We start from the raw sequence: 26,555 nt of genomic DNA, 5'->3' as shown, positions 1-26,555 counted from the left end.
TTAATGGTTTTGATTGCCGAAATTAGCCATTAAATTAAATTTAATTGATTCTTTTTCGTTAGGATGATTAATATTTATGTTAAACTGGTTTTAAATGAATGATACTGGTCATTTTGTAATTTCTTTAGATTTTGAACTTTTTTGGGGGGTAAGAGACAAACGAACTCTAGCATCTTACGGGGAATCTATTGCTAATGTTCAAAAAGTTATTCCTAAGTTATTAAATTTCTTCGATTTATATAATGCCAAAGCCACATTTGCAACGGTAGGTTTTTTATTTTCCAATTCTAAAGAGGAACTTTTGAGTTATTGTCCGCGGCAGAAACCCAATTACATTGATGAAAATTTGTCACCTTATGCTGATGACTTTAATCTAGTTAAGGAAAGCTCAAAAGATGACCCTTATCATTATGCGTTAAATCTAATAAAGTTAATAAAGACTCATCCACAACACGAAATTAGCACACATACGTTTTCTCATTATTATTGTTTAGAGAAAGGACAGACTAAACAAGACTTTGAGGCTGATATTAAAGCAGCGATAGCTATAGCTTCTAAAGAAGAAATTGTGATAGAATCTATTGTTTTTCCTAGAAACCAGTTTAACGATGCATATAAGAATATACTCTTGAAATACGGTATAAAATCTTATCGGGGTAATGAAGAGGTTTGGTTTCAGAGCTACCAGAATGAAGAGGATACTTCATTACTTAAAAAAATTTTTAGAACTGCAAATTGTTATATTAATCTTTCTGGTCATCATACTTACAGTTTACCTGATTTGGCAACTAATGAACTTCCATTTAATATTCCTTCTAGTAGATTTTTACGACCATTTCAAAAACGTATCTCTTTTTTAAAACCACTTCAAGTTAGACGTATTAAAAAAAGCATGACGCATGCCGCTAAAAAGAAAGAATTATTTCATCTCTGGTGGCATCCGCACAACTTCGGAGCAAATATGAATGAGAATTTTGAAATACTTGAAGAAATTCTGAAGCATTATAAGTATTTAAATACCAAATACAATTTTAAAGCCGCTACAATGGTTGAAATAGAGAGAAAACTTCAGGCACTTAAATCATAAGTATTACAATACCATTTTTGAAAACAATAGAATGCCCAAACCATGTAACTATTGTCTCTTTTACCGTTTAGATGGTCATTAACCAAATTGGTAATGTAATTCTCATTAAAAAAGCCTTGTTTTTCTAAAAGTGAAGGAGCTATATATGATTCCATTTCTTTTCTGAGACTTTTGCGCAACCAATCGCCAACAGGGGTTTCAAAACCTTGTTTACTTTTTTCTAAAAACCCTTCTGGGAAATCTTGCTTAAAAGCTTCTTTTAAGATGTACTTTTTGTTCCAACCTTTCATTAAAAAATCTTCTGGTAAACCATTTGCATAGCGCCAAAGTTTTTTATTTAATAACGGTGCTCTACACTCTAAGGATGTTAGCATACTAGTGCGGTCAACTTTTGGAAGCATGCCGCCTTCTAGACTTATTATTTTATCAACAAACCTAAAGTCTGTCAAGGTTTTTGGACTTTCAAAACCTAATTTCTCTTGATATTCAGAAAAAACATTAGGTATTACTTGATTTGTTTTTAGGAGTTGTTGTAATTGATTTTCAGTATTTGCAAGCGAAATAATATCCCAGAAATAATTGCCATTATAGTTTATCGTATTTAGCATTTTGCGTGCAGCAAAACGTTTATCTCTTCTATCATCTTTGGTGTAGAGTAGCGGATAAACGGTTTTCATAATAATATTATGAATACCTTTTGGAACAACTGAAATGTACTTATTGTTGATTTTACCCACATAGTACTTGTTGTAACCTCCAAAAACTTCATCACCACCATCACCAGTTAGCGCTACTTTTACATGTGCTCTTGTTTTTTTGGCAACTAAATATGTGGGTAAAGAGGCGGTATCAGAAAACGGCTCATCGAAGTTTAATAGAATTTCATGTAAATCTGTTTTAAAATCATCTTCTTTAACTATAAACTCATGATGATTACTATTAATTAAATCAGCAACCACTCTTGATTTATCTGTCTCATCAAATTCTTTTTTCTCAAAGCCAATTGAAAAGGTGTTTATCTTTTCATTTTTATGTTTTGATAAACAGAGTGAAATGATAGAGGAATCAACACCACCAGATAAAAAGGTACCCAAAGGTACATCTGCAACAGACCTACTTACAACAGATTCTGTTACCAATTCTCTTACTTTATTTTTAGCACTTTCAAAATTGGTTTCTACGGATGATTTATTGAATTCTGGTTCAATTTGAGCGGTTTCAAAGGTGTTAGTGGCTAAGTCATAGCTTATGAATGAATTTGCCGGTAATTTGTAAATATCTTCAAAAATTGTATGCGGTGCGGGTACATAGGTAAGTCGAAAAAATAAGTTTAACCCAATCTTTGAAACCTCTGGTTTCTTATCTAGTATTTTAACGATAGATTTTAATTCAGAAGCCCAAATAAACTGATTCTTATGAGTGGTATAGTAAAGTGGTTTTTCTCCAAAAAAGTCTCTAGCAATAAAGATTTTTCCTAGATTTTTATCAAAAATGCTAAAACCAAACATACCATCTAATTTGGAAAAAGATGCTGTTCCAAATGCCTCATATTGTCGTAGAATAACCTCAGTGTCACTGTTGGTTTTAAATGTGACACCTAAGTCTTGAAGTTCTTTTTTTAGACTTTTATAGTTATATATTTCACCATTAAAAACTATGGTAATACTACCGTCATCATTTGAAATGGGTTGTTTTCCTGTTGAGAGGTCGATTATCGAAAGTCGCCTCATACCCATAGCAAAAGTGTTGCCTTTAAAACTATCTACATATACACCATCATCATCAGGTCCACGATGAATAATAGCATTATTCATTTTTTCTAAGTGGTTACTTATAGTTTCTTTGCTTATAGCAGCACTACTTATTAAACCATTGATTCCGCACATAGATTAATTCTTTTCAATAAAATTTTTAAACTCTGAATAGATGCTATTTAAGTCGTAGTCTTTGGCACGTTCTAAACTAAGCTTACTATATTTTTGACGTTCGTCAGGATTTTCTTTAAAGAATTTAATTGCTTTAGCAAGTCCCACATGGTCATCAGTATTCACTAAAATCCCATATTTAGCCAGCACAAATTCACCATTTTTAATATTTACCTCTTGGTTCTGGTTCAACATTTCTAAGGGTCCAGATAAGCAGTTGGTTGAGATACACGGTAAACCAGCCGCCATACCTTCCATCAGCGCATTAGGAAAACCTTCTGTAAAGGAACTCAATATGAATAGATGTGATTTGCTTAGTTCTGTATTAACTTCTTTAGTTCTACCTTTTAAGAAAACATGTGTTGCTAATTCTAATTGATTAATCTCTTCAGCTACATAATTCTCTAAAGGGCCCGCTCCAAATATTGAAAACTCTATAGCTTTATCATCTAATTCTTTTAATGCTCTTATGACCATTATTTGATTTTTTCGCTTGTCAACAGAACCTACGGTTATTAATTTTAATGGAATAAGTTCTTTATTAAGACTGCTGGGTACAATAGTGTTTTCAGGTATTTCAATTGGGTTGTATATAACTTCCATTGGAATTTTAACACCAAAATTTTCTGCTAAATCTTCATTAATGAATATAGAATTCGAAAATAAGCGGTCGCATTTATTATATAAAATGGGGTACCCAATTTTTGAAATTAATTTAGATATTTTACTAGTTGTATTATCACTAGGAAAACCTCTTTCACTTAATAAAGTTTTGAATTTTCTGTTCTTTGTAGAAAGTAGTCCGTTAATTAAATTAGGAAAAGCTAAAAATGAAATAGAATAATCTATTTGTTTAGCTATTAATAATTCTTGATACGCCTTTTTAAATTTGGCTAAATCTTTAAATTTTGAAATTATTCCTTGACTTGGCTCCTCCTCTGAAAGTAATACTAAATCAACTCCTTTAGGAATATTAAAATGTTTCTCATTATAAAATAAAACCAATGTTACATTAAAATCATTCAACATTGGTTTTAATAGTAAACTAATAACTTTTTCGGCTCCTCCACTAGTAAAACTGGTGATAAGAATACTTACGTTGGGTTTTGAACTTTTCATATTAGCGAATACTTAAACCAGTTTTGTTTTGATTTAACCACTGTTTTAAAACCAAAATTTTCCAAATTACTGGATACCTGTTCCAGCTGCCATCCATATGTTGGTTAATCATTTTACTTACTAACGGCTGATTAATACCTGGAATAGTTTTTAGTTCAGATTCACTTAATTCAGAAAGTACTAAGTCTTTTAATTCTCCTCTAAACCAGTTTTCAAAGGGCATGGTAAATCCTGCTTTTGGTCTGTCGAAGAAATTTTGGGGAACATGTTTGTACAAAATATCTTTCAAAATTCGCTTCTGATTGTCTCCATCATATTTGAAGGAAGTGGGTAGTTTTCTACCAAATTCAACTATACGATAATCCATTAACGGGCTGCGAGCTTCAAGGGAAAACGCCATAGTTGCGCGGTCTACCTTTGTATTAATATGCCAGTTTAGATAGGCTTTTAAATCAAAGTCTGAAACACGTTCAAGAAAAGATTTATTACTTAATAAATAAGCTTTTTCTTCAAATTCTTTATCCTTCCATTTTTTAGCTATCCATTCTAAATCCATGGAGGTTATGGTGGTAGGGTAGAGGTCTTCAATTGTAGAAGCTTTTAAGCCTTTTCCTATGGTTTTTATTCTATAATTTGGAATAATTCCGCAGCTTGCAGCTAGCGTTTTTCTAAAAACAGAAGGCATGTTAAACAATGGTTGAACTTGCTTCATCCATTTATACCTGTGGTAGCCCAAAAAGCTCTCATCACCAGCATCACCAGATAACGCAACCGTAACATGTTTCTTGGTATGTTTAGCTAATAGCATTGAGGGTATGGCAGAAGCATCTGCAAATGGCTCGTCATAAAATTGATAAAAATTTGTTATTAAGTCTAGACCTTCATCATAATTGCATTCAATTACATGGTGGTTGGTTTTTAGATGGTCTGCTACCTTTTGCGCATAAATACTTTCATCAAAACCTTTTTCGTTGAATTTTACAGAAAAGGTGTTTACCTTATTTTCTGAGCCTTTTGCGGCCATTGCTGCAATGAGTGAAGAATCTATACCTCCAGATAAAAATACACCTAATGGTACATCTGCATACATTCTAATATCAACTGCATTGCTTAGCATATTTTCTAATTCTTCAACTGCCTCATCATAACTTCCATTAAACTGTTCATTGGCTTTGGGCAAATCCCAATACTGCCATTCTTTAAAGGTGTGTGTATCTAAAGCGTATCTAAAACAATACCCCGGTTTTAACTTTTTAATTTCATTAAAAATAGAGTGGGGTTCGGGTATTGCTCCCCAGCGTAAATACTCTAGAATTGCATGAGAAGAAATAGATAAATTTTTATGATGTAATTGAATGGAAGAAATTTGACTAGAAAATTCAAACTCTCCATTCTCTTGGTAATAATAAAAAGGTTTCTGACCTAATCTGTCTCTTGCTCCAAAAAAGGAATTATTGCTAATATCATAGATAACAAAAGCAAACATACCGTTGAAATAGTCAACACATTTATCACCATATTTTAGGTAAGCGGCACAGACTACCTCTGTATCACTCGTAGTTTTAAATTGAAAACCCTCGGCTTGCAATCGACTACGGATTTCCTTAAAATTGAAAATTTCTCCGTTAAAAACAATTTCAATTTTATCTTGATAGTTAAAAGGTTGGTCAGAACGTGAATCTAAATCAATTATAGACAAACGGTTATGCCCAAAACTTACCTTTTTGTTATTATGGTTATAAACTTTAAGCCCCAATCTGTCAGGGCCACGATAACTGGTTCGCAGTAATTTTTCTTTTAATTGCTGCTGATTGTAATTAATGGTAGTTCCATAAATTCCACACATAGGAATTGTTTATATGGTTAGGTTTGTGTTTAATTTTTCAAACAGTTGCTCGTAACGCTTAATAATTACTGTTGAATGGTATTTTTCAAAGACAGATTTACTCACTTTCTCAGGTGAAAAGTTGTCTGTATTAAGTATTTTATGAATGGATTCTTTAAGTTCTGAAGGAGTTTCTATAATAAATCCGTTTTCTCCGTTTTGAATTATTTCATTAATACCTCCTGGAGCATTGAACGCAATAACCGGAGTACCTACTGCGCAACTTTCTAAAAGCGCATTGGGAAAACCTTCCACATAAGAACCTTGAATAAAAACATTACTATCAGCTAAATGTTTTTTTATTTCTTTGGTGAAGGGTATATGTTTTACTTTTTCTCTAATTCCAAGACGTTCGGCATTCGTGAAAATTTCATCTTCTAAGGAGCCTTTTCCTATCATATAATACTTGAAATCCACATCTAAACGAGCCAGCCCTTCTAAAACCCTTAAATGCCCCTTACGAGGTTCGAGACTTGCTACAGTGATAAATTGCAGTGGTTCAGAGGCTAACGTTGTTTTTTCCTTAGGTTTAAATCCATCAGTAATAGGATTATTAATTAGCTCGTATTTTGATTTAAACTGCGGAAATTCTTTAGACAAATCATTAAGCATATCATTAGATTGGCATACGATTGCATCCAATTGCCTGTAAGCAAATTTGTATACCCAATTAGGGTAATCTCTATCATTAGGTTCTTTAAAATTATCTAAGACACTCATTACATTTGCTTCTCTCCCAATAAATTTTGTCTTTTTAAAAAACAAAGAGAGAAACCCCATTAAAGCGTTCATATGTCTAATAGCACTCATGGTTACATCAAAATTCTCTGTTTTAAGAATCTTATACAATGCAGGTAGTGCTGTTAAAACTCTATCTTGGTTTAAATAAATGACCTTTGTATTAGAAACATCATATTTAGTATCTTTTTCATGGCCTACAGAAACCAAGACAGTCTCAAATTTTTCTTTAGCTATTGCTTGACTAATAAATGCCATTATACGCTCAGCTCCACCCGATGTTAAGCTAGGTACAAAAAAGCCAACTTTGATTCTTTTTTTATGCATTTTCTAAAGTCAAGTTTTCATCATTTACTTCGATTTCTAAATTTTCTTTTTGTTTTCTTTCCCATTCATAACCAATTGAAATTAATACAAGAAGGAACAAATAATCGTCATCCAAAATAAAATCGTTGTGAAAGAAAATATGAAAAGCGTATCCTAAAAAAGAAATTAGATAAAATATCTGGTATTTCTGGTCAAGCTGTTTAATGTATCTAATTAGAAACCAGACAAAAAAAGCAAAAAGTATATAGCCAAAAAACGAATATTGAAAAGCAATATTTATTAAACCGTTGTGAGAAGGATAAAATAGAATGTGATAATGACCATATTCATAGTAAAAATCCCATTTAACATCCCAATAATCTTGAGATGATATTCCTAACGGATGTGTAACAGCCGTGTATAAACCTGTATACCACAGTAACGGTCTACTATCACTTTCTCCTCCACTGCTTACCGAAGTTAATCTAGAACCACTAGAATTACCTGTAGGGTCATAATCAAACTTTGAAGCCTTATATCCAATTACTAAAAGTACACCTAGAAAGAGCGCTATGGCCCCTTTAAAATGAATGATTTTTCTTTTAGAACCAGGAAAGAAAAATAAATAAGCGCCTATTGCTAAAAATTCACCTAAGACCAAAGAACGGGTCTGTGTTAGTATTGAAGCAATTATAATAATAACTAGATTTATTAAATAGAATTTTCCTTTATGTTTTACATACATATAAAAATTCAATAGAAAATTGCTAATAGCAAAATAGCTAAAAAGAATTGCGGTTGGGAACGGGCCTGAGACTCTAAATCTACGTGCATACCCACCAGTGATATATTCTTTTTCACCGCCGAGTCTTAATGCAAGTTCTTTATCTAAAACAGGAAATAACTTTGCTTTTATCTCAAATAAGTCTAGTGCAATTGGGGATAGGGGATGTAGAAGAATTGCAAAAACTACAATTAAAAAGTGGACACCAAGCAGGGTGTCAACATAAATTTTTCCTTGTTTTAAGATATAATAAAACAAATATGAGAATGCTAAAAATGAAAGTGCTTTAATAAAATAAGCTATTACATCCATTAGCGGTAGTGTTCCCCTAATAACGAGACCAATATTTACTAGAACTTGTAAAAAAGCAAAAGCCAGTATAAAGTTTACCCAGCCTTTTAGAAATTTATTGGTGTTGTAATCTTTTAAAAAATCTTTAAAAAGAAAGAAAAATATAGCAAACTCTAATAAACGGTCAAAAGTTAGTGGGCCAATTCTAAAATTAACGAAGACATAGTTTACTCCTAAAAGAATAGCAATAAGAAAGTAGAGAACTCTCATCTATTTTTCAATTAAGTTTAATTCTTCAAAGTAACTTTTAACAGATTTTATTGCAGTAAGTTTTTGAATACTACCTGTTGGTAAAGCGTTTAAAACTATGTATAGCATTTCATTATTATGCGAATTAAATAGCACTCCTTTTTTACTGAAAAGAAAATACAACGCAATAGGTGCATAAACAATAACGGATATTAAAAGCTGTAAGTACATTGAATCTAGAAATTCAAATGAAAAATAAGCTAAAAGAAATAAGGGAATAAAAACCAATAAACTTTTTAAAATGGTTCCACTAAATTGTTTTATATCAAATTTTATAACGCTATATAGTTTAAAAACTACAATTAGATAATTTATGATGGTAGTTATAAAAACACCCACTGCAACCCCTATAAGACCGTTAATTTTACTTCCAATGTAAGTTGAGATTAACATCATAATTGCAAAAATAAATTGAAAGCTTGCACCTGTATAAACTAAACCCATTGACTTTAGGTAAGATTTGTTTATTCGTGTTCCAAATCTGAATGCTAAACCAAGAACTAAAATTTGTAATATTAAAATAGCTTCATCCCATTGGTCACCAAGAATTGTTCTAATAATTAGTTCAGCATTCACATATATTGCGAAAGACATGGGAATTAAAACACCAAAACAAACAGAATTGCTAAAAATATAAAATTTACCTAGCAAGGCCTTGTCGTTATTTTTTTTAGAAAGTATAGGAAATAAAACTTTGTCATAAACCCCTCCAAAAAAACTAGCAGGAGTAGCAAACAATTGAAAGGCTTTTGAATATATACCAAGTGCTGTTTGCGATAAATATTTACCCACCACTAGATTATCCATGTTTTCTGCAAAATAATTGAAAGTGGTACTCAATGTATGACCAGAACCAAAAAACAATAGGTCTTTGCTTACTACTTTGCTAAAACGAAATGAAAAATAGGGTTTTTCAATGATAAGCATTGAAATAGTGAGGATTATTGTAGTGGCGAAATGGCCATAGATTAGTGACCAGTACCCAAAACCTAAATAAGCAAGAATGATTGATGTTAGTCCCATTCCAAATAAATATGATAACACATCACATTTAACAATAACAGAATAATTCAATTTTCGATAAAGCATTGCATGAGACATTGCGTTAATTGAATTAAATGGCAGGAATAGTGCAAAGAACCTTATGGGTTCATCTAAGTCAGAGATATTAAAAAACTGCCCTAGCCATGGTCCAGAAAAATAAAATATGATACCTAATAGTACTCCAATTAAAATAGACAAAGCGTAACCTTGGCTAATATGTTCTTTTGTTATGTTTTGCATCTGAACAATAGCACTTGCAATACCCATATCTATAAACAATTGAGTAAAGTTTACAAGTACCAGAACTAAAGCAACAATACCAAACTCCTCAGGGGAGAGTATTCTTGCCAAAATTCCTAAAACAACAAATTGAAGCAGCATGTAAACTATAGAACCTGAACTGGTCCACAGTACGCCAAGCATTCCTTTTTTTGAAGTCGATGTTTTATTTGATTCAGAGGAATCCTCCACGCTATTGGCTTTTTAAATAAAAAGTCACACTAAATTATAAACGACTGTCTGCTAAGGGTAAAACCCCTTTTACGTCATAAATAATTGAATTTTCACTTTTTAATTTATTTAAATCAATTGTCAAAAATTCTTCATGAGCAACACATAGTACAATAGCTTCATATTGCTTATTTGGTAAATCACTAACAAGTTCTAAATCATATTCATGTTTTACCTCTGTTGCTGAAGCCCAAGGGTCATAAACATCAACATTAATACCATAGCTTTTTAGATTTTTAATAACATCAACGGCTTTAGTATTTCTAACATCAGGACAGTTTTCTTTAAACGTAATTCCCAATACCAAAATCGAACTTTGTTTAACCTTAATATCTCGTTGTACCATTAGTTTTACAACTTCAGAAGCTACATATTTACCCATTCCGTCATTTAATCTTCTACCAGCCAAAATAATTTCTGGATGATAACCAAATTCTTGGGCCTTTTGAGCTAAATAATAAGGGTCTACACCAATACAATGTCCACCAACTAATCCAGGTTTAAATGGTAAGAAATTCCATTTAGTTCCTGCAGCTTTAAGTACATCATGCGTATCAATCTCCATCAAATTGAAAATTTTTGCAAGCTCATTAACAAATGCAATATTGATATCTCTTTGTGAGTTTTCAATAACCTTTGCAGCTTCAGCAACCTTAATAGTAGGTGCAAGATGGGTGCCGGCAGTAATTACAGATGAATATAAATCATCTACTTTTTTACCAATTTCAGGCGTTGAACCCGAAGTAACTTTCAATATTTTTTCAACGGTATGCAATTTATCACCAGGATTTATTCGCTCAGGGGAATAACCAGCGTAAAAATCTACATTGAACTTTAACCCACTAACTTTTTCTAATATTGGAATACATTCATCCTCTGTAACCCCAGGATATACAGTAGATTCATAGATTACAATGTCTCCCTTTTTTAAAATGCTACCTACAGATTCACTCGCCTTATATAAGGGTGTAAGAATTGGTCTGTTTGTAGAATCAACAGGAGTAGGAACAGTTACGATATGAATATTGCAGTCTTTTAAATCTGAATTTTCAAAAGAACAAAATAGGCCGTTTGAATCATCATTATTTTGTTTTATTACTGCTTGAAGAATTTCATCTTCAACTTCCAGAGTACTGTCATGTCCGTTTTGAATTTCAGTAACTCTTTCTTTGTTAATGTCAAATCCAACAACAGGATATTTAGTTGCAAAAAGTCGGGCTAGTGGTAAGCCCACATAGCCCAGACCAATAATAGAAATTTTAGTGTTCATCAAGTTTATTTAATTAATTGGTCTTACCAATTTGGTAATACTCAAAGCCCATATCTTTTAACGTTTCAAAATCATATTGATTTCTACCATCAAATATTATAGGGGTATTAAGCTCTTTTTTTATTTCATTAAAATCCGGAGCTCTAAATTCTTTCCATTCTGTTAATAACAACATAGCATCTGAATCTTTTAAAGTTTCATATTTAGATTCAAAATAGGCTACATCAGTATTGTCTTTCAAGTAAAAATGTTTGGCTTCTTCAACTGCTTTGGGATCGTAGGCCTTAATTTTTGCTCCTCTTTTTGTTAACTCATTAATAATATAAATAGCTGGGGCTTCTCTCATATCATCTGTTCCAGGTTTAAAAGCTAGCCCCCATATTGCAAAAGTCTTACCTTTTAAATCTTCTCCAAAACGTTCGATAACTTTATTAGCTACAACAAACTTTTGCCTGTCATTAACGTCTTCTACAGCTTCTATTAGTTGCGCGTTGTATCCGTTTTGATGTGCCATTTTCTTTAAGGCCTTAACATCTTTTGGAAAACATGAACCCCCGTAACCACTACCAGGATAGATAAAACTATAACCTATTCGGCTATCTGAGCCAATACCAATACGAACTTTATTAACATCGGCCCCAACAAGTTCACAAATGTTTGCAATTTCATTCATAAATGAAATTTTTGTTGCTAGCATAGCATTGGCAACATATTTGGTCATTTCGGCACTTCTGACATCCATGGCTATAAAACGGTCCATACTGCTTCTAAAGAAAGGAGAATATAGTTTTCTCATTTTTTGCGCTGCAAACTCATCATCTGTACCAACAACAACACGATCAGGTTTCATAAAATCGTTAATGGCATCTCCTTCTTTTAAGAATTCTGGATTAGAAACAACACTAAATTCAATTTCTACACCACGTTTTTTTAACTCAGCATCGATAGTAGCTTTAACTTTATCTGCGGTTCCTACTGGAACAGTAGATTTATCTACAACTACTAGTGGATGTGACATGTGTTGTCCGATTTGTTCAGCAACTTTTAAAACATATTGTAAATCAGCAGAACCATCTTCACCCATAGGAGTTCCTACCGCTATAAAAGCGATGTCACACTGGTCTAGATTTTCTGATAATTTAGTACTAAAAAATAAAGTATTATTCTCTACATTTCTAAGTACCATTGGTTCTAAACCGGGTTCATATATAGGGATAATACCCTTTTCAAGATTTTCAATTTTCTTTTCATCAATGTCTATACAAGTAACTTTGTTACCCATTTCTGCAAAACAAGTTCCAGAAACTAAGCCTACATATCCAGTACCTACAACAGTTATTTTCATGATTTTATTTTAAATTTTTGTAATACCATTTTACAGCCTCTTTTAGGCCAGTTTTAATATCAAATTTTGGAGAATATCCTATATTTTGTTTAGCTTTTTCAATGGAAGCCAAGGAGTGTGGCACGTCGCCTTTACGCTCTGGCCCATGTAAAATTTCAATCTTAGAAATATCTTGATCATATTCTGATAGATAGTTCTTTAATAACGTAATTAACTCAAGCAACGAGGTTCTTTCTCCATAAGCTACGTTGTAAACTGTATTTACTGCAGATTCAGGAGCAGTTAAACATCTAATATTTGCCTCAATAACATTATCTATATAAGTGAAATCTCTAGAGAAACTTCCATCACCGTTTATTGTTGGGCTTTCATGATTTAGCAATTGAATTACAAACTTAGGTATAACTGCCGCATAGGCCCCGTTTGGGTCTTGTTTTCTACCAAAAACATTAAAGTACCGTAATCCAACAGTTTTTAACCCGTAGGCATTACCAAATATTTCAGCGTACAATTCATTTACATACTTAGTAATAGCATATGGTGATAATGGTTTTCCTATTTCATCTTCAATTTTTGGTAATGACTTAGAGTCGCCATAAGTTGATGAACTTGCAGCATAGATAAATCTTTCAACCTTATTATCTCTGGCAGCTACCAACATATTCAAGAATCCTGAAACATTTACCTCATTACTGGTTATAGGATCGTTCAGCGAACGTGGAACTGAGCCAAGTGCTGCTTGGTGAAGCACAAAATCAATATTTGTACAAGCTCTTATACAATCCTTTAAATTTCTAATATCACCTTCAATAAACTTAAAATTTTTGTATTCTAGAAAAGGTGAAATATTTTCTTTTTTACCTGTTGCAAAGTTATCCAAGCATACAACATTATTTCCATTATTTAAGAGAGCTTCGCAAAGGTTTGAGCCAATGAATCCAGCACCTCCGGTAACTAAAATTGTTTTTTCTTTATCTAATTTTAAATAGGAGATATCCATAAAATTTTTAGGAGATGATAAACGTTTAAGTTATTGCTGACTGTAAAACGTCAAATGTTAAAAAATCTTGTTTTGATTTGTTGAATTATTTGTTGTAGTAGTTTCTGTACCAAGAAATGAATCTTTTTACTCCATCATGAATTGAAGTATTTGGTTTGTAGTTATAATCGTTAATTAATGCATTAACATCTGCCCAGGTTTTTTCTACATCACCAGGTTGAATGGGCATCATATTTTTTTCAGCTTTAATATTCAATTCACTTTCAATTGCTTCAATAAAATCTAAAAGTTTCACAGATGAATTATTACCAATATTATAAACTTTATATGGGTTTACGCTTAAATCTCGGGCACTATTTTTATTTTCTACAATCTTAAAAATTCCTTCTACGATATCATCAACAAAGGTGAAATCTCTTTCCATCTTACCATGGTTAAAAACTTTTATTTCCTTTCCATTAAGAATGGCATCCACAAATAAAAACATAGCCATGTCTGGTCTACCCCATGGCCCATATACGGTAAAAAAACGTAATCCAGTTGTTGGTAAATTATATAAATGGCTATAGGTATGCGCCATTAATTCATTACTCTTTTTAGTTGCCGCGTATAAACTGATTGGAGTGTCAACCCTATCTGTTGTTTTAAATGGAGTTTCTTTATTATTGCCATAAACACTGGAGCTACTAGCATATACCAAATGTTTTATATTATGATGTCTGCAGCATTCTAGAATGTTACAAAATCCAACAATATTACTTTGGATATATGCTTTCGGATTTTCTAAGCTGTACCTAACGCCAGCCTGTGCAGCTAGATTGACTACAACATCAAATTTCTCAGACTTAAAAAGTTCTTCTAAAGCATTCTCATTTTCAAGTGCTATTTTTTTAAAAAATAGGTCATTATATTTACTGCTTTTAGCTTTAAAATCACTTGAAATAACTTCCTTTGAAATAAAACCCAAGTCCTTAAGTCTATCGACCTTTAATTGCGGACTGTAATAATCATTGATGTTATCAATACCAATAACGGAGTGACTATTTTCGGCAAGTTTTTTACAGAGATGATATCCAATAAAACCGGCAGCACCAGTTACAAGAATTTTCATTGATTAGAGTTTGATGCAAATATCTCAAAAGGCAATTGAAACTGAAGCTATTTATAAGTTTTTCTAGTTGTGTTTACCAAAAAAACCGTCTAAACTGCAAACTTCCAAATTTTAATGGCTAAATGGTAATTTTACATATTAAGAGTTATGTCCTGTAAGAATTTTCATATTTTGCGGTAGTTCATCGAATTAAACGACCAATTTGTCGATATTTTGTAAATTAAAAACTAATTTTATAGTCCCCGAATAATGCTTATAACTAATAGTTTAAACCTGCTTATTGTAATGTCTGTAAAAACTACATTTTATTTTGGCATCTTAGTGCTATTGAGTTTAGCTTCTAAAGGCTGTTCTAAGGATAGTCAGGAATTTAATACTACCATTCAAGAAAATATTGAAGAGAATTTGCGTAATCAAGAAAGTGATTCGGTTAATTCCTCAGATTCATCTGAATATGATTCTTCTGAAATAAAAGCTTTTCCTGATGCTATTGGTCACGGTAGATATGCCACAGGTGGGCGTGGGGGTAAAGTTCTAATCGTTGAAAACTTAAATGATTCTGGACCAGGTAGCCTACGTGCTGCTTTTGAAGCTATGGGTACCAGAAATGTAGTGGTAAAAGTGGCCGGGTTTATAGACCTAAAAAGTCCTATAAGTATTAGATATCCAAATATGACTTTCGAAGGTAATACTGCTCCAGGCGATGGTATTGTTGTTAGAGGAGCTCAAATTGGTATTCACAGTTCAAACCATATTATTAGAAATTTAGCTATTATGGTTGGTGAAAATGCACCAAATAATGCTGACGCACTTCAAATATTTGGTGGAGAATTTGAATTTGCAGAGAATGTTATTGTTGACCATTGTAGTCTGTCTCATGGTACTGATGAGAATTTGGGGGTGTCTGCAGCTAAAAACGTTACAATTTCTAATACTATCATATCAAATCATAAAGGAAATGGTGGTTCAATTGTTGGTGCTGATTATACCACATACAATATTTCATTTGTTCAAAATTTACAAATTTGGAATGATGAAAGAAACCCAAGATTACAGCAATATGGCAAAGTAGAATATATTAATAACATGTTTTACGGTTTTGTAACCCCAGCTCAATTAAGTGATGGTTGTCAATTTGATATGATTGGTAACATTTGGGAAAATGAGACCAATTCAAAACAAAAATTTATAATTGACATGTTAAGTGAAGGTGGAGAATTAAAAGATGAAACAGCCTTTATTTTTGATAATTTATATGATGGTAAAAAAGAGGTTGATATTGATACCGAATTAAATAAAAGTATTTCTACAAATAGAATTTTACCTTCAGATATTAATCCAATACCATCAACTCAGGTAAGAGCTTATATTGTTGAAAATGTGGGTAGTCGACATTTTTCTTCATCTGGTTTAAACAGTTATGATGCTTCTTTACTTTCAGATATTGTGAACAAAGTAGATAGTAATTATGATACTGAACCTTATAACTACCCAACCTTAACACAAGGAGAGCCTTATCTTGATTCAGATTTAGATGGAATGGATGATAATTATGAGGTTCAAAAATTTGGTGATCTAAGTCAAAACGAAACCACTGATTTTGATGAAAATGGGTATACAGATTTAGAAGAGTTCTTCTTTTTCTTAAATAAAGGTTAACAGATAACCGATGTTTTTAATACACCTAACGAATTAATTCTTTCTTATTTATTTTCAAACCTTTCTATGTATACTTTTGTACGGATTAAATAAACTAACCGTTGAGTATACCTATCAAAATCTATTTGTCTCCTCCCCATTTAGGTTCAAATGAAGAACGTTATGTTCTACAAGCGTTTGAAACCAACTGGATAGCTCCACTTGGTCCCAATGTAAATTTATTTGAAGATAAAATTGGTGATTTTTACAATAACAAATTGCATTGTGCAGTATTAAGTTCAGGCACTGCAGCAATACATTTGGCTCTAAAATTGCTTGGCGTTACACATGGTGATGATGTGTTATGCCAAAGTTTCACTTTCGCAGCATCTGCCAATCCAATAACATATTTAGGAGCCAATCCAATTTTTATTGATAGTGAAGAAGAAACTTGGAATATTTCCCCTGAGTTATTAGAAGATGCTATAGAAGACGGTATTAAAAAAGGTAAAAAGGCTAAAGCTATAGTTGCAGTTGATTTATATGGTATGCCTTTTAAAGTTGAAGAGATTACCGCAATTTCTCAAAAATATAACATACCTTTAATTGAAGATAGTGCAGAAGCTTTAGGTAGTCACTTTAAAAATACCAAGTGTGGTTCCTTTGGTGAAATTGGTATACTATCTTTTAATGGAAATAAAATCATCACCACTTCTGGCGGTGGTGCTTTATTGGCCAAAGACAAAAATCTTGTACAGAAAGCTATACACTTAGCAACACAAGCAAGAGATCAAGCTCCCCATTATCAACATTCAGAAATTGGACATAATTATCGTATGAGTAACGTTCTTGCGGGTATTGGAGCTGGTCAAATGGAAGTTTTAGAAAAACGTGTTCATGCTAGAAGAAGAAATTTTGAGTTCTACAAAGATGCTTTAAAAAGTATTTCTTCAATTTCATTCGTTGATGAACCTGAGGGTTATTTTTCAAATAGATGGTTAACGTGTTTATTAACAGATTCTTTTGAAACTCGTGAAAAGATTAGAACCAATCTATTGAATAAAGGAATTGAATCTAGACCACTATGGAAACCTATGCATATGCAGCCTGTTTTTTCTAAAAATCAGAAATATGTAAATGGTGTAAGTGAAGACTTGTTTAACAGAGGTTTGTGTTTGCCTAGTGGTTCTAGTTTAGAAGAAGAACAACTGGTGAATATTGTAAATCTTATTAAAAAAACCATTTAAGCCATGTTAAAAAAATACGTTGTTAATAATGCTCATAGATACGCTTCTCAGTGGCTTGTTCTTGGAATAGACTTACTCACTATTTCGGTATCTTTTGTTCTTTCTTACATTGTTAGATTCAACTTAACACTTGGTTTTGAAGTTGAACAATTATTATTGCAATTACCCTTAGTTTTATTTTTCGCGGTAATAGCATTTCTTATAACTGGCTCATATAAGGGAGTTGTTAGACATACTGGTGTAAAAGATGTTTACAGTATTTTTAATGCCATTTGCTTGTCTAGTATAATCACTATTTTCTTTATTCTGCTAAATAGACAATTTTTCTTTTTAGAAGAGTTTACCATACCACTTTCCATAATTATCATAAATAGCCTTTTGAGTTTTGTAATACTCGTTGCTACAAGATATCTATTTAAGACACTATATTATGGTATAATAAAGAACTATCAATCGGTAAAAAACGTACTTATTTATGGTGCTGGTGAGTCTGGTATTTTAACCTATAACGCACTAACTAATCATGCAGGTAGTACAACTAAAGTAATAGCCTATATAGATGATGATGAAAAGAAAATAGGTAAGAATATTAATGGTGTTCCAGTCTTAAGTAGGAAAAAAGTCTCTAAACCGTTTTTACGTTCTAATGACATATCAGAGATAGTAATTTCAATTCATAAGATTGATAACATTAAACTAAGAAAGCTAGTTCAAAGTTTAGTGGATTTACCTGTACAAGTAAAACTTATTCCACCTGTAGAAAAATGGATTAATGGAGAGTTAAGCGCTTCTCAAATAAAACAAGTACAAATTGAAGACTTATTAAATAGAGTTCCTATAAGTATAAAGAATTCTAAAATTGAAAGTGAGTTAAAGAATAAAACCGTGCTAGTTTCTGGCGGGGCTGGATCAATTGGAAGCGAATTGGTAAGACAAATTATTAAGTATGACTATCGTTCTTTAATAATTATTGACCAAGCCGAATCTGCTTTATACGATTTGCAACAAGAATTAAAGCAAGAAGGTTACCATAATTTTGTGGCTATTGTATCTGACATTCGAGATAAAAATCGAATGCATACCTTTTTTCAGGAATTTAAGCCTGATGTGATTTTTCATGCAGCAGCTTATAAACATGTACCTCTAATGGAGGAAAATCATTACGAGGCTATCAAAATAAATGTAGCAGGCACAAAGAATTTAGCTGATTTAGCAATTCAGCATAAAGTTGATAAGTTTGTTTTTGTTTCTACAGATAAGGCGGTTAATCCAACAAATATAATGGGAGCTAGTAAACGCATTGCTGAAATGTATATTAGTTGTCTTCAACAAGAAAATAAGACTAAGTTTATTACTACAAGATTTGGTAATGTATTAGGTTCTAACGGCTCTGTAATTCCATTATTTAGAAAACAAATTGATAAAGGTGGTCCTTTAACAGTAACTCATAAGGATATTACAAGGTACTTTATGACTATTCCGGAAGCATCACAATTAGTATTGGAAGCGGGAGCCATGGGGCAAGGTGGTGAGATTTTTATTTTTGATATGGGTGAATCTGTAAAAATATTCGACCTCGCAAAAAATATGATTAAACTTTCAGGTTTAAAATATCCAGAAGAAATAGATATAGAAATTACTGGTCTGAGGCCAGGTGAGAAATTGTATGAAGAACTTTTGGCTAACGGTGAAAATACGTTACCTACTTATCATAAAAAAATTATGATTAGTAAAGTCCGAGATTTAAATTATTCTAATACACGTTCTCAGATAGATGAACTTTGTATCTCTAACATGTTTTTAAAAGAAAACACTATAAAAATGATGAAGGAAATTGTTCCAGAATTCATTTCAAATAATTCTAAATTCTGTTCGTTAGATAAAAAAGAGAAATCAAAATCATCTAAATCAGGTGGTAAAGTTTTACATTCGCAAAACTAATCACTGATTAACTAAAAACCTTTACCATGAACAGACTTATTACTACCATTAAAAACAACGCTTTTTTTGCAATTTTAATTTTAAGTGTTGTAATTTCTTCTTGTGCATCTAAAAAGGATGTTGTTTATTTTCAAGATGTTGGTGGTTTTGAAACTATTGTAGATGATGATTCTTTTGTTCCAAAATTTAAAGTAGATGATTTAGTTAGTATCCATATTTCTACTTTAAATCCTGAGGCAAGTGCTCCTTTTAATTTATATAAAACTGGTGGTCAAGAATCTGGTTATCGTTTAGAACAAGTTAATTATTTAGTTGACCAAGGTGGTGAAATTGATTTTCCAGTAATTGGTAAAATCAAAATTGTAGGTCTTTCTCCAGAAGAGTTACGAGTAATGTTAAGAGAAGAGTTAGCAGAATATCTTAAGAATCCAATAATCAATATTAGGTTAGTAAATTTCACGGTATCTGTATTAGGAGAAGTAAATAGACCTGGTACTTATTTAATTAACGGAGAAGAAATAACAATAATGGAAGCTTTAGGGCTTGCAGGTGATATGACTATTAAAGGTATGCGCCGAAATGTACTTGTAATAAGAGATTTTGATGGTACTAAAGTCTATTATCGTATTGATTTAACTAGCAAAAATGCAACAAAATCTCCAGTATATTATTTAACCCAGAATGATGTTGTTTATGTAGAGCCTAATAAATCTGCAATAACTTCTTCAGCCTTAGATAATAGAGCAACTATAGCAGTTTCCATTGCTTCTGTATTAATTACCTCTACCGTTTTATTAATTACTCAGACGAACTAAGTAGATAAGACATCTCAAAAAAAATTAACGCGGAATGAATAAAAAACCTATTATACAAGGGCTTTCTGATAGCACCTTTGATATTGGTCAAATTATTAGCACATATACAAGACATTGGAAAGCTATTTTAATATCTACAATAGCCGCGTTTATTATTGCATTAATTTATTTACGATATACAGTTCCAAAATATGCCTCTTTTGCTAAAATTCAACTATTAGAAGAAGCTAGAGCTAACCCAGAACTTAATCTTTTCCAAGATTTAGATTTTTTAATGGGTGCCAATAATACTTTAGTAGACGATGAAATACAAATCCTAAATTCAAGGACTAATTTTCAAGAAGTAGCAAAAAAATTAAACCTAAATATTAAAGTATTTGTTGAAGGTAAGATTAGAGATAACGAATTGTATAGTAATCTTCCGATTCGGTTAAATTTCATAGCACCAGATTCTATCATATATAGAAGTAAAACCACATTTTTAGTTGATGTTATTTCTGAGAATGAATTTAAATTCAAACAAAAAAAAGAAGATTTTTCTGGTGAATATGCATTTGGTAATGAGGTTGAAACTTCTCTAGGTGGTTTAATAATTACACCCAATACCACCAAACTGCATGATTTGGTTAATAAAGAATTTAGAATTGAAGTTACCCCTCTAGAGCATGTGGTAGATTATTATAAAAAGTATACCATTATTGTCAAACTTGCAGAACAATCAGGAATTTTAAATCTTGTATTGAACGATGCAATTCCAAGTAGAGGTCGTGATATTCTGAACGGACTTATAGAAAGGTACAACCAAAATGCAGTTAATGATAAAAAGGCCATTGCAGATAAAACAGAACAATTTATAGATGAACGTATTGCAGAGATTTATTCTAATCTATCCGATGTTGAAGAGACAGCGGAAGATTTTAAGTCCTCTCGTGGTTTAACAGATTTACAATCTCAAGCCAATATTAATATAGCATCTGGAGAAGAAAACAGAAGAATTTTACAAAATGTTTCAACGCAATTAAACATTGCAAATAGTATGAAAGATTTTGTAACCACTCAGAAAGGTTTTGATGTTTTACCAGCAAACATTGGCTTACAAGATAATGCTATAGCTTCTACTACAGAAAAGTATAACAGATTAGCTCTAGAAAGAAAACGGTTGTTAGAAAGCTCGAATGAACAAAACCCAACTATTGTAAACTTAGATAAGCAATTAGAGGGTTTAAAAAACTCCTTAACCTCTAGCTTAATAGGTATGTCTAATAATCTGAGTATTCAGGAGAAGAACTTGAAAAACCAAGTATCTAGAATAAACTCAAAAATATACAACGCTCCTAAGAATGAAAGAGCGTTAAGAGAAATTACTAGGCAACAACAAACCAAAGAATCACTTTATTTATACCTATTACAAAAACGTGAAGAGTCGCAAATTACATTTGCTTCTGCAAAACCAAAATCAAAAATTGTAGATAGTGCTTATAGTATTTTAAAAGAACCTGTTACTCCAAAAACACCAATTGTTTTGCTGGGTTCAATACTCTTAGGATTTTTAGTGCCAGTTGGTCTTATCTACGGTAAAAATTTGCTAGATAATAAAGTACATAGCAAGGTTGATTTAGAAAAACTAATCAAAAATGTTCCAGTTTTGGCTGAATTACCAAGATTAGGAGTAAAGGAAGATAAAATATTAACTAAAAATGATAGGTCTGTTTTAGCAGAATCACTCAGAATTCTCAGAACTAATTTGGACTACATTCTTAAAACCAAACAAAAAGATAATTCTGAAAAGCAGAATGTTATTTTCGTTACTTCTAGCGTTGCTTCTGAAGGAAAAACATTATTATCATCAAACTTGGCTTTAGTGCTATCTGGTAGCAATAAAAGGGTTTTGTTGATTGGAGCAGATATTAGAAACCCAAAGTTGACTTCTTTTTTCAACATTTCTGATGATTTGGTTACAGATGATAAAGAGGTAAAAGTTAAAAACGGATTGTCTCAATTTTTGTTCGATGACACTTTAAAGTTTACAGATTTAATAACGCCTCAAAATATAAACGGCTTTACAATTGACACGATTCATTCTGGTGATATTCCACCAAATCCTACTGAATTGTTAATGAGTGAGCGATTAAATAGTTTATTCTCTGAAGCTTCTAAGAAATACGATTATGTTATCGTTGACACAGCACCGATAGTGCCAGTTACTGATACTATGCTTATAGCTCAATATGCTCACCAAATTATTTATGTGGTACGTGCCGGTTCTACAGACAAAAAAATATTAGAATATCCTATTAATCAACTTGAAGAAGGTAAACTGCCTAATTTATCGTTTGTAGTTAATTCCGTTAAGAAAATTGATTTAGGCTATGGTGGTAAATATGGTTATGGGTATGGTGAAAAACCAAATCTTGTAGAAAGATTATTTCCTAAATCATAGGTACTACTCCTTATTAATTTCTTTTATCGATTTTATTGCATAGGTTGTCGATATCCCTAAATTAAGACAACTTTGGTTGATGTAAATACCCTTTCTTTGTAGAAGTAAGTTCCCCCTTAACTATTTTTAACCAATCAATCAATTAAGCTATGAAAATTGCACATATTTTTCATGTAGCTGCTTTAGGGGTAATGCTATTGTTTAGTTCACTATCCTATTCTCAAAACCAAGCTCAAGACGGCTCTTGGGGTAACCCTATCACCTTTGGCATTGTTCCTGTAGCTGTAGCTAATTTACCAGATGGCCGATTATTAACATGGTCATCACAGTTTCGAAATACGTTTACTACTTCTGGTAATGGATTTACCTATTCTCAATATTTCGATCCCTTTGGTGGTATTAATGGAACAGGAGCTATTGACGGACCAGAATTCACAATCAATACTAATCATGATATGTTCTGCCCGGGCATAAATAACCTAGCAGATGGCCGCATACTTTCAGCTGGTGGAACAAGTAGCGAAAAAACAAGCATATTTGATTGGAGAACTGGATTGTGGGAAGTTGCTGATACTATGAATATTCCAAGAGGATATCAAGGTAATGTTACCCTTGCTGATGGTTCTGTTTTTACCGTTGGGGGTTCATGGAGTGGTGGAGCTTGGACCAATAGGGATGCAGAAGTATGGACAGAAGCCGCTGGTTGGAGGTTGATGAATAACATCAAAGGAGATGATTTTTATACTTCAAATGATTTACTAGGCGATTCGCAATCAACGCTTTATCGAGCCGATAATCATATTTGGTTATGGCCAGCCCCAGATGGTTCCTTGTTTCATGCAGGACCCAGTGAATTAATGCACTGGATAAATACCTCAGGAAATGGAACAATGATTTCTGCCGGTACGAGAAACTCTGACGGATTTTCAATGAAAGGAACCACGGTAATGTTTGATGTTGGTAAAATACTAAAAGTTGGCGGTGCAGAATCTTATGATGATGGTGATGTAGCAAATGAAAATAGTTATGTAATTGATATCAATGGAGGCTATGGTAGTAATCCAACAGTCACCAAAACCAATAACGATTTACAATACCCAAGAACAATGCACAACAGTACTGTTCTTCCAAATGGAGAGGTATTGGTCACAGGAGGTTTAAGTGAATCTCTTTTATTTACTGATTCTGGTGCGAGATTAAGCGCAGAAATTTATGATCCTAGCACAAATTCTTGGAGAACAGTTGCAGGTATGCAGGTTCCTCGAACATATCATAGCGTAGCTATTTTGATGGTAGATGGCAGAGTTTTTGTCGGAGGAGGTGGTTTATGTAACACTACTCCTGGTTGCGTAAATCATTTTGATGCAGAAATTTATAGTCCACCCTATTTGTTTAACGGTTCAGGAAATTTAGCAACAAGACCAACAATTACAGCGCCAGAAGCTGCGAATTACAATTCAACAATACAAGTAAGTGGCTCAAATGGTATACAAGAATTTTCATTAATTAGATTTTCTGCAGCTACTCACAGCACAAACAATGAGCAAAGAAGAATACCCGTACAATTTTCTAATAACGGAGGTAGCTATAATGTAAATATTCCCAATCAAAATTTACTCCCACCAGGTTATTATATGCTTTTTGCTTTAGATGATAATGGAGTACCGTCTATTGCGGAAACTATTCAGATTGGCCAAAATGTAGTTGTAGATGAACCAGACCCCTCAGACCCAGATTTAATTGTTTCCTTAAATTTTGAAGAATCGAACGGAAATCAAGCAAGTGATGATTCTGGTTATAATAATGATTTTACAATTGTAGAGAGAGATGATAATGGTAATGCTGTAACAGCAAACGACCATACTTGGAATGCTTCAGGTGTATTTGGAAATGCGATTGAGTTTGACGGAAGGTACCATAATAGTAATTCAATTTTAGAAGTTCCCTTAAACGGAATACTTGATGATGTTGCTAATGAAATAACTGTATCGGCATGGGTTTGGAGAGATGCAGAAAGCATTGTACCTGAGTATAGAGGTGGACTGCCTGCAAATGTGGCTGTTTTTGCACATGATTATCCTGCAATGTTTGCTGGTTTTCATAATTGGTTGATAAAATGGTCTTTTGGTACAACTAACGGATTTGTAGATTGTTATGCTGGTCATGCCCCTTTAAACCAATGGACCCATGTTGCCGTTACATATGATGGTCAAACAGCTAGATTATATTCTAACGGTGTTGAAATCTGTAATAAACCACTAACAGGAACGATAAGTTTAAGAAACGATTCTACACCAAATAGTAGATTTACCGCTTCAGGGTTTTATGAGCACAGAACAAATCTACCTGTAATTCCGTCTGGAAATCGTAGTGCCATTACAGATGAATTAGATGGAAGATTAGACGATTTTAAAATATACCGCAGAGCTTTAACGAGTTCCGAGATTTCTGGTTTATATCAAGAAGGATTGAATACAGGTACACCTGGTATTCCAGACTGTACAGTTTCACAAATTGTTCCAGAGTTTAAAATTGGACCTAATGGAAATTGGACAACAGGTAATCTAGTAACTGCACCTTATGGTAGTCAGATATTTATACGGGCTAAAAATTATAATGGGGAATATATTATTACCACCCCGGCCTATGATGGTCCAACTATAAGTTCTGCAAATAATACAGATAGATTAACTAATGAAGGTGCATATCAAATAGATACCTACATTTATAACTATGGCGATTCTTCTAGAAATAATGGGGTTTTTGACCAATATAATGTGGGTCAATACGCACTAACCACTTTACAAGGTTGTTCAACAGTTATAGACGTTCAAGTAGGTGAGATTTCTGATTGTAATATCGATTTAATTCCAGAATATAGAATAAATGGTGTTTGGGATAGTGGAGAGAATGAATTAACTGTTGCCTCAGGGACTGAAGTTTTATTAAGTTTTATACCTAACAATATTAATTTTACGATTCAATTACCAGACGGTTCAATAGTTAGTAATGATTATAATCTAGGTAATGTTGAGGTTAGTGACTCAGGAACCTATACGTTTAATACCAATCAAGGATGTACTGCATATTTAAATTTGATTGTTAATGAACCTATTGGAAATCAGAATCCAGTTGCAAACCCAGGCCAGGACCAAACGTTAGTTGACAATGATGGTTCTGGAGATGAAGAAGTTACGCTAAGTGGTAGTTCAAGTTTTGATAGTGATGGAACCATAACTACCTACGAATGGTATCAAAATGATAATTTGGTTGGAACGGGAATTAATTTGACATTGTCATTGGATGTGGGTATTCATAACTTTTCTTTAAAAGTTATAGATAATGAAGGTGCTGAAAATACCTCAAGCAACACCGTTCAAATTACCATCCTAGAACAAGGGACCCCTATTTCTTGTCCAGATTATTTAGAAAATGATGACCCAATTATAGTATTACCAGAGGGCCAATTAGTAGCAGGCATGGATGTGGTAGCGGGTACCAATGAAGAGACCAATGGTAGTTATTGTGGAGTAGCGGTAACGAACACTGACACCGGTCAACCATGGTCACGTTATCGTTTACCTATAGTATTAGCCGACCATGGCATAAGTGCTGGGGATGATTTGTTCATAGGCATAGATGGTAATGATGGCACGGGTAATGCCCGAGTAGAAATTGTACAAAACAACACGCCCAATAGTGCCTTAGGTTCATCAAATTTTGGAAGTAGTTGGAGCAGGTATGAGACCA

At 32.7% G+C, this 26,555-nt stretch carries 17 protein-coding genes; 7 read left to right on the top strand and 10 right to left on the bottom strand.

Annotated features, from left to right (window positions below; translation table 11 throughout):
• Window positions 1–94: 94 nt before the first annotated feature.
• Window positions 95–1,087 (top strand): polysaccharide deacetylase family protein, encoded by a 993-nt coding sequence (locus H5V42_RS13075; protein ID WP_185783627.1) that lies wholly within the window; start codon window positions 95–97, stop codon window positions 1,085–1,087.
• On the opposite strand, the gene asnB (H5V42_RS13070) is transcribed toward H5V42_RS13075, so the two are convergent.
• The 10 genes from asnB (H5V42_RS13070) to H5V42_RS13025 form a co-directional block, all read right to left on the bottom strand.
• Window positions 1,069–2,973, bottom strand: a complete 1,905-nt coding sequence (gene asnB, locus H5V42_RS13070; protein WP_185783626.1) for an asparagine synthase (glutamine-hydrolyzing) — start codon at window positions 2,971–2,973, stop codon at window positions 1,069–1,071. The two genes, H5V42_RS13075 and asnB (H5V42_RS13070), sit on opposite strands and share 19 nt — an antisense overlap.
• 3 nt (window positions 2,974–2,976) lie before the next feature.
• A complete protein-coding gene (locus H5V42_RS13065) occupies window positions 2,977–4,131 on the bottom strand; it encodes a glycosyltransferase (protein ID WP_185783625.1) in 1,155 nt (384 codons plus the stop codon).
• A 1-nt stretch (window position 4,132) separates the two neighbouring features.
• Entirely contained in the window at window positions 4,133–5,977 is a 1,845-nt protein-coding gene (asnB, locus tag H5V42_RS13060; protein ID WP_185783624.1) for an asparagine synthase (glutamine-hydrolyzing), read from the bottom strand.
• 9 nt (window positions 5,978–5,986) lie between these two features.
• Window positions 5,987–7,081, bottom strand: a complete 1,095-nt coding sequence (locus tag H5V42_RS13055) for a glycosyltransferase (protein ID WP_185783623.1) — start codon at window positions 7,079–7,081, stop codon at window positions 5,987–5,989.
• On the bottom strand, window positions 7,074–8,405 hold the full coding sequence (locus tag H5V42_RS13050) for an O-antigen ligase family protein (RefSeq protein ID WP_185783622.1): 1,332 nt from the start codon (window positions 8,403–8,405) through the stop codon (window positions 7,074–7,076). Before H5V42_RS13050 ends, H5V42_RS13055 begins: the two co-directional genes overlap by 8 nt.
• Window positions 8,406–9,911: a lipopolysaccharide biosynthesis protein gene (locus tag H5V42_RS13045; RefSeq protein ID WP_185783621.1), complete on the bottom strand. Its 1,506-nt coding sequence runs from the start codon at window positions 9,909–9,911 to the stop codon at window positions 8,406–8,408.
• A gap of 82 nt (window positions 9,912–9,993) precedes the next feature.
• Window positions 9,994–11,271, bottom strand: a complete 1,278-nt coding sequence (locus H5V42_RS13040) for a nucleotide sugar dehydrogenase (protein ID WP_313792154.1) — start codon at window positions 11,269–11,271, stop codon at window positions 9,994–9,996.
• A gap of 10 nt (window positions 11,272–11,281) precedes the next feature.
• Complete coding sequence (locus tag H5V42_RS13035; RefSeq protein ID WP_185783619.1) at window positions 11,282–12,613, bottom strand: UDP-glucose dehydrogenase family protein; 1,332 nt, start codon at window positions 12,611–12,613, stop codon at window positions 11,282–11,284.
• A gap of 4 nt (window positions 12,614–12,617) precedes the next feature.
• Window positions 12,618–13,613 carry an SDR family oxidoreductase gene (locus H5V42_RS13030; protein ID WP_185783618.1) on the bottom strand — a complete coding sequence of 332 codons (996 nt, stop codon included), beginning with the start codon at window positions 13,611–13,613 and terminating at the stop codon, window positions 12,618–12,620.
• An 85-nt stretch (window positions 13,614–13,698) separates the two neighbouring features.
• Window positions 13,699–14,724, bottom strand: a complete 1,026-nt coding sequence (locus H5V42_RS13025; RefSeq protein WP_185783617.1) for an NAD-dependent epimerase — start codon at window positions 14,722–14,724, stop codon at window positions 13,699–13,701.
• A gap of 285 nt (window positions 14,725–15,009) precedes the next feature.
• Here H5V42_RS13025 and H5V42_RS13020 point away from each other — a divergent pair, with 285 nt between their 5' ends.
• The 6 genes from H5V42_RS13020 to H5V42_RS12995 all read left to right on the top strand — a co-directional run.
• A complete protein-coding gene (locus H5V42_RS13020) occupies window positions 15,010–16,383 on the top strand; it encodes a pectate lyase family protein (RefSeq protein WP_185783616.1) in 1,374 nt (457 codons plus the stop codon).
• Between the two features lie 107 nt (window positions 16,384–16,490).
• A complete protein-coding gene (locus H5V42_RS13015) occupies window positions 16,491–17,609 on the top strand; it encodes an aminotransferase class I/II-fold pyridoxal phosphate-dependent enzyme (RefSeq protein WP_185783694.1) in 1,119 nt (372 codons plus the stop codon).
• 3 nt (window positions 17,610–17,612) lie between these two features.
• The gene (locus tag H5V42_RS13010) at window positions 17,613–19,550 is read left to right on the top strand and encodes a polysaccharide biosynthesis protein (protein ID WP_185783615.1); all 1,938 of its coding nucleotides are present in this window, start codon (window positions 17,613–17,615) and stop codon (window positions 19,548–19,550) included.
• Window positions 19,551–19,576: 26 nt separating this feature from the next.
• The gene (locus tag H5V42_RS13005; RefSeq protein ID WP_185783614.1) at window positions 19,577–20,365 is read left to right on the top strand and encodes a polysaccharide biosynthesis/export family protein; all 789 of its coding nucleotides are present in this window, start codon (window positions 19,577–19,579) and stop codon (window positions 20,363–20,365) included.
• Between the two features lie 34 nt (window positions 20,366–20,399).
• The gene (locus tag H5V42_RS13000; protein WP_185783613.1) at window positions 20,400–22,805 is read left to right on the top strand and encodes a GumC family protein; all 2,406 of its coding nucleotides are present in this window, start codon (window positions 20,400–20,402) and stop codon (window positions 22,803–22,805) included.
• Between the two features lie 149 nt (window positions 22,806–22,954).
• Window positions 22,955–26,555 (top strand): galactose oxidase-like domain-containing protein (locus H5V42_RS12995; protein ID WP_185783612.1); only part of this gene is annotated, 3,601 nt, incomplete at its 3' end.

It is taken from the genome of Croceivirga lutea (assembly GCF_014235875.1).
Lineage (GTDB): Bacteria > Bacteroidota > Bacteroidia > Flavobacteriales > Flavobacteriaceae > Croceivirga > Croceivirga lutea.
Note: the sequence above shows the minus strand (reverse complement) of the source record. Positions and strands in the feature narration are given on the sequence as shown.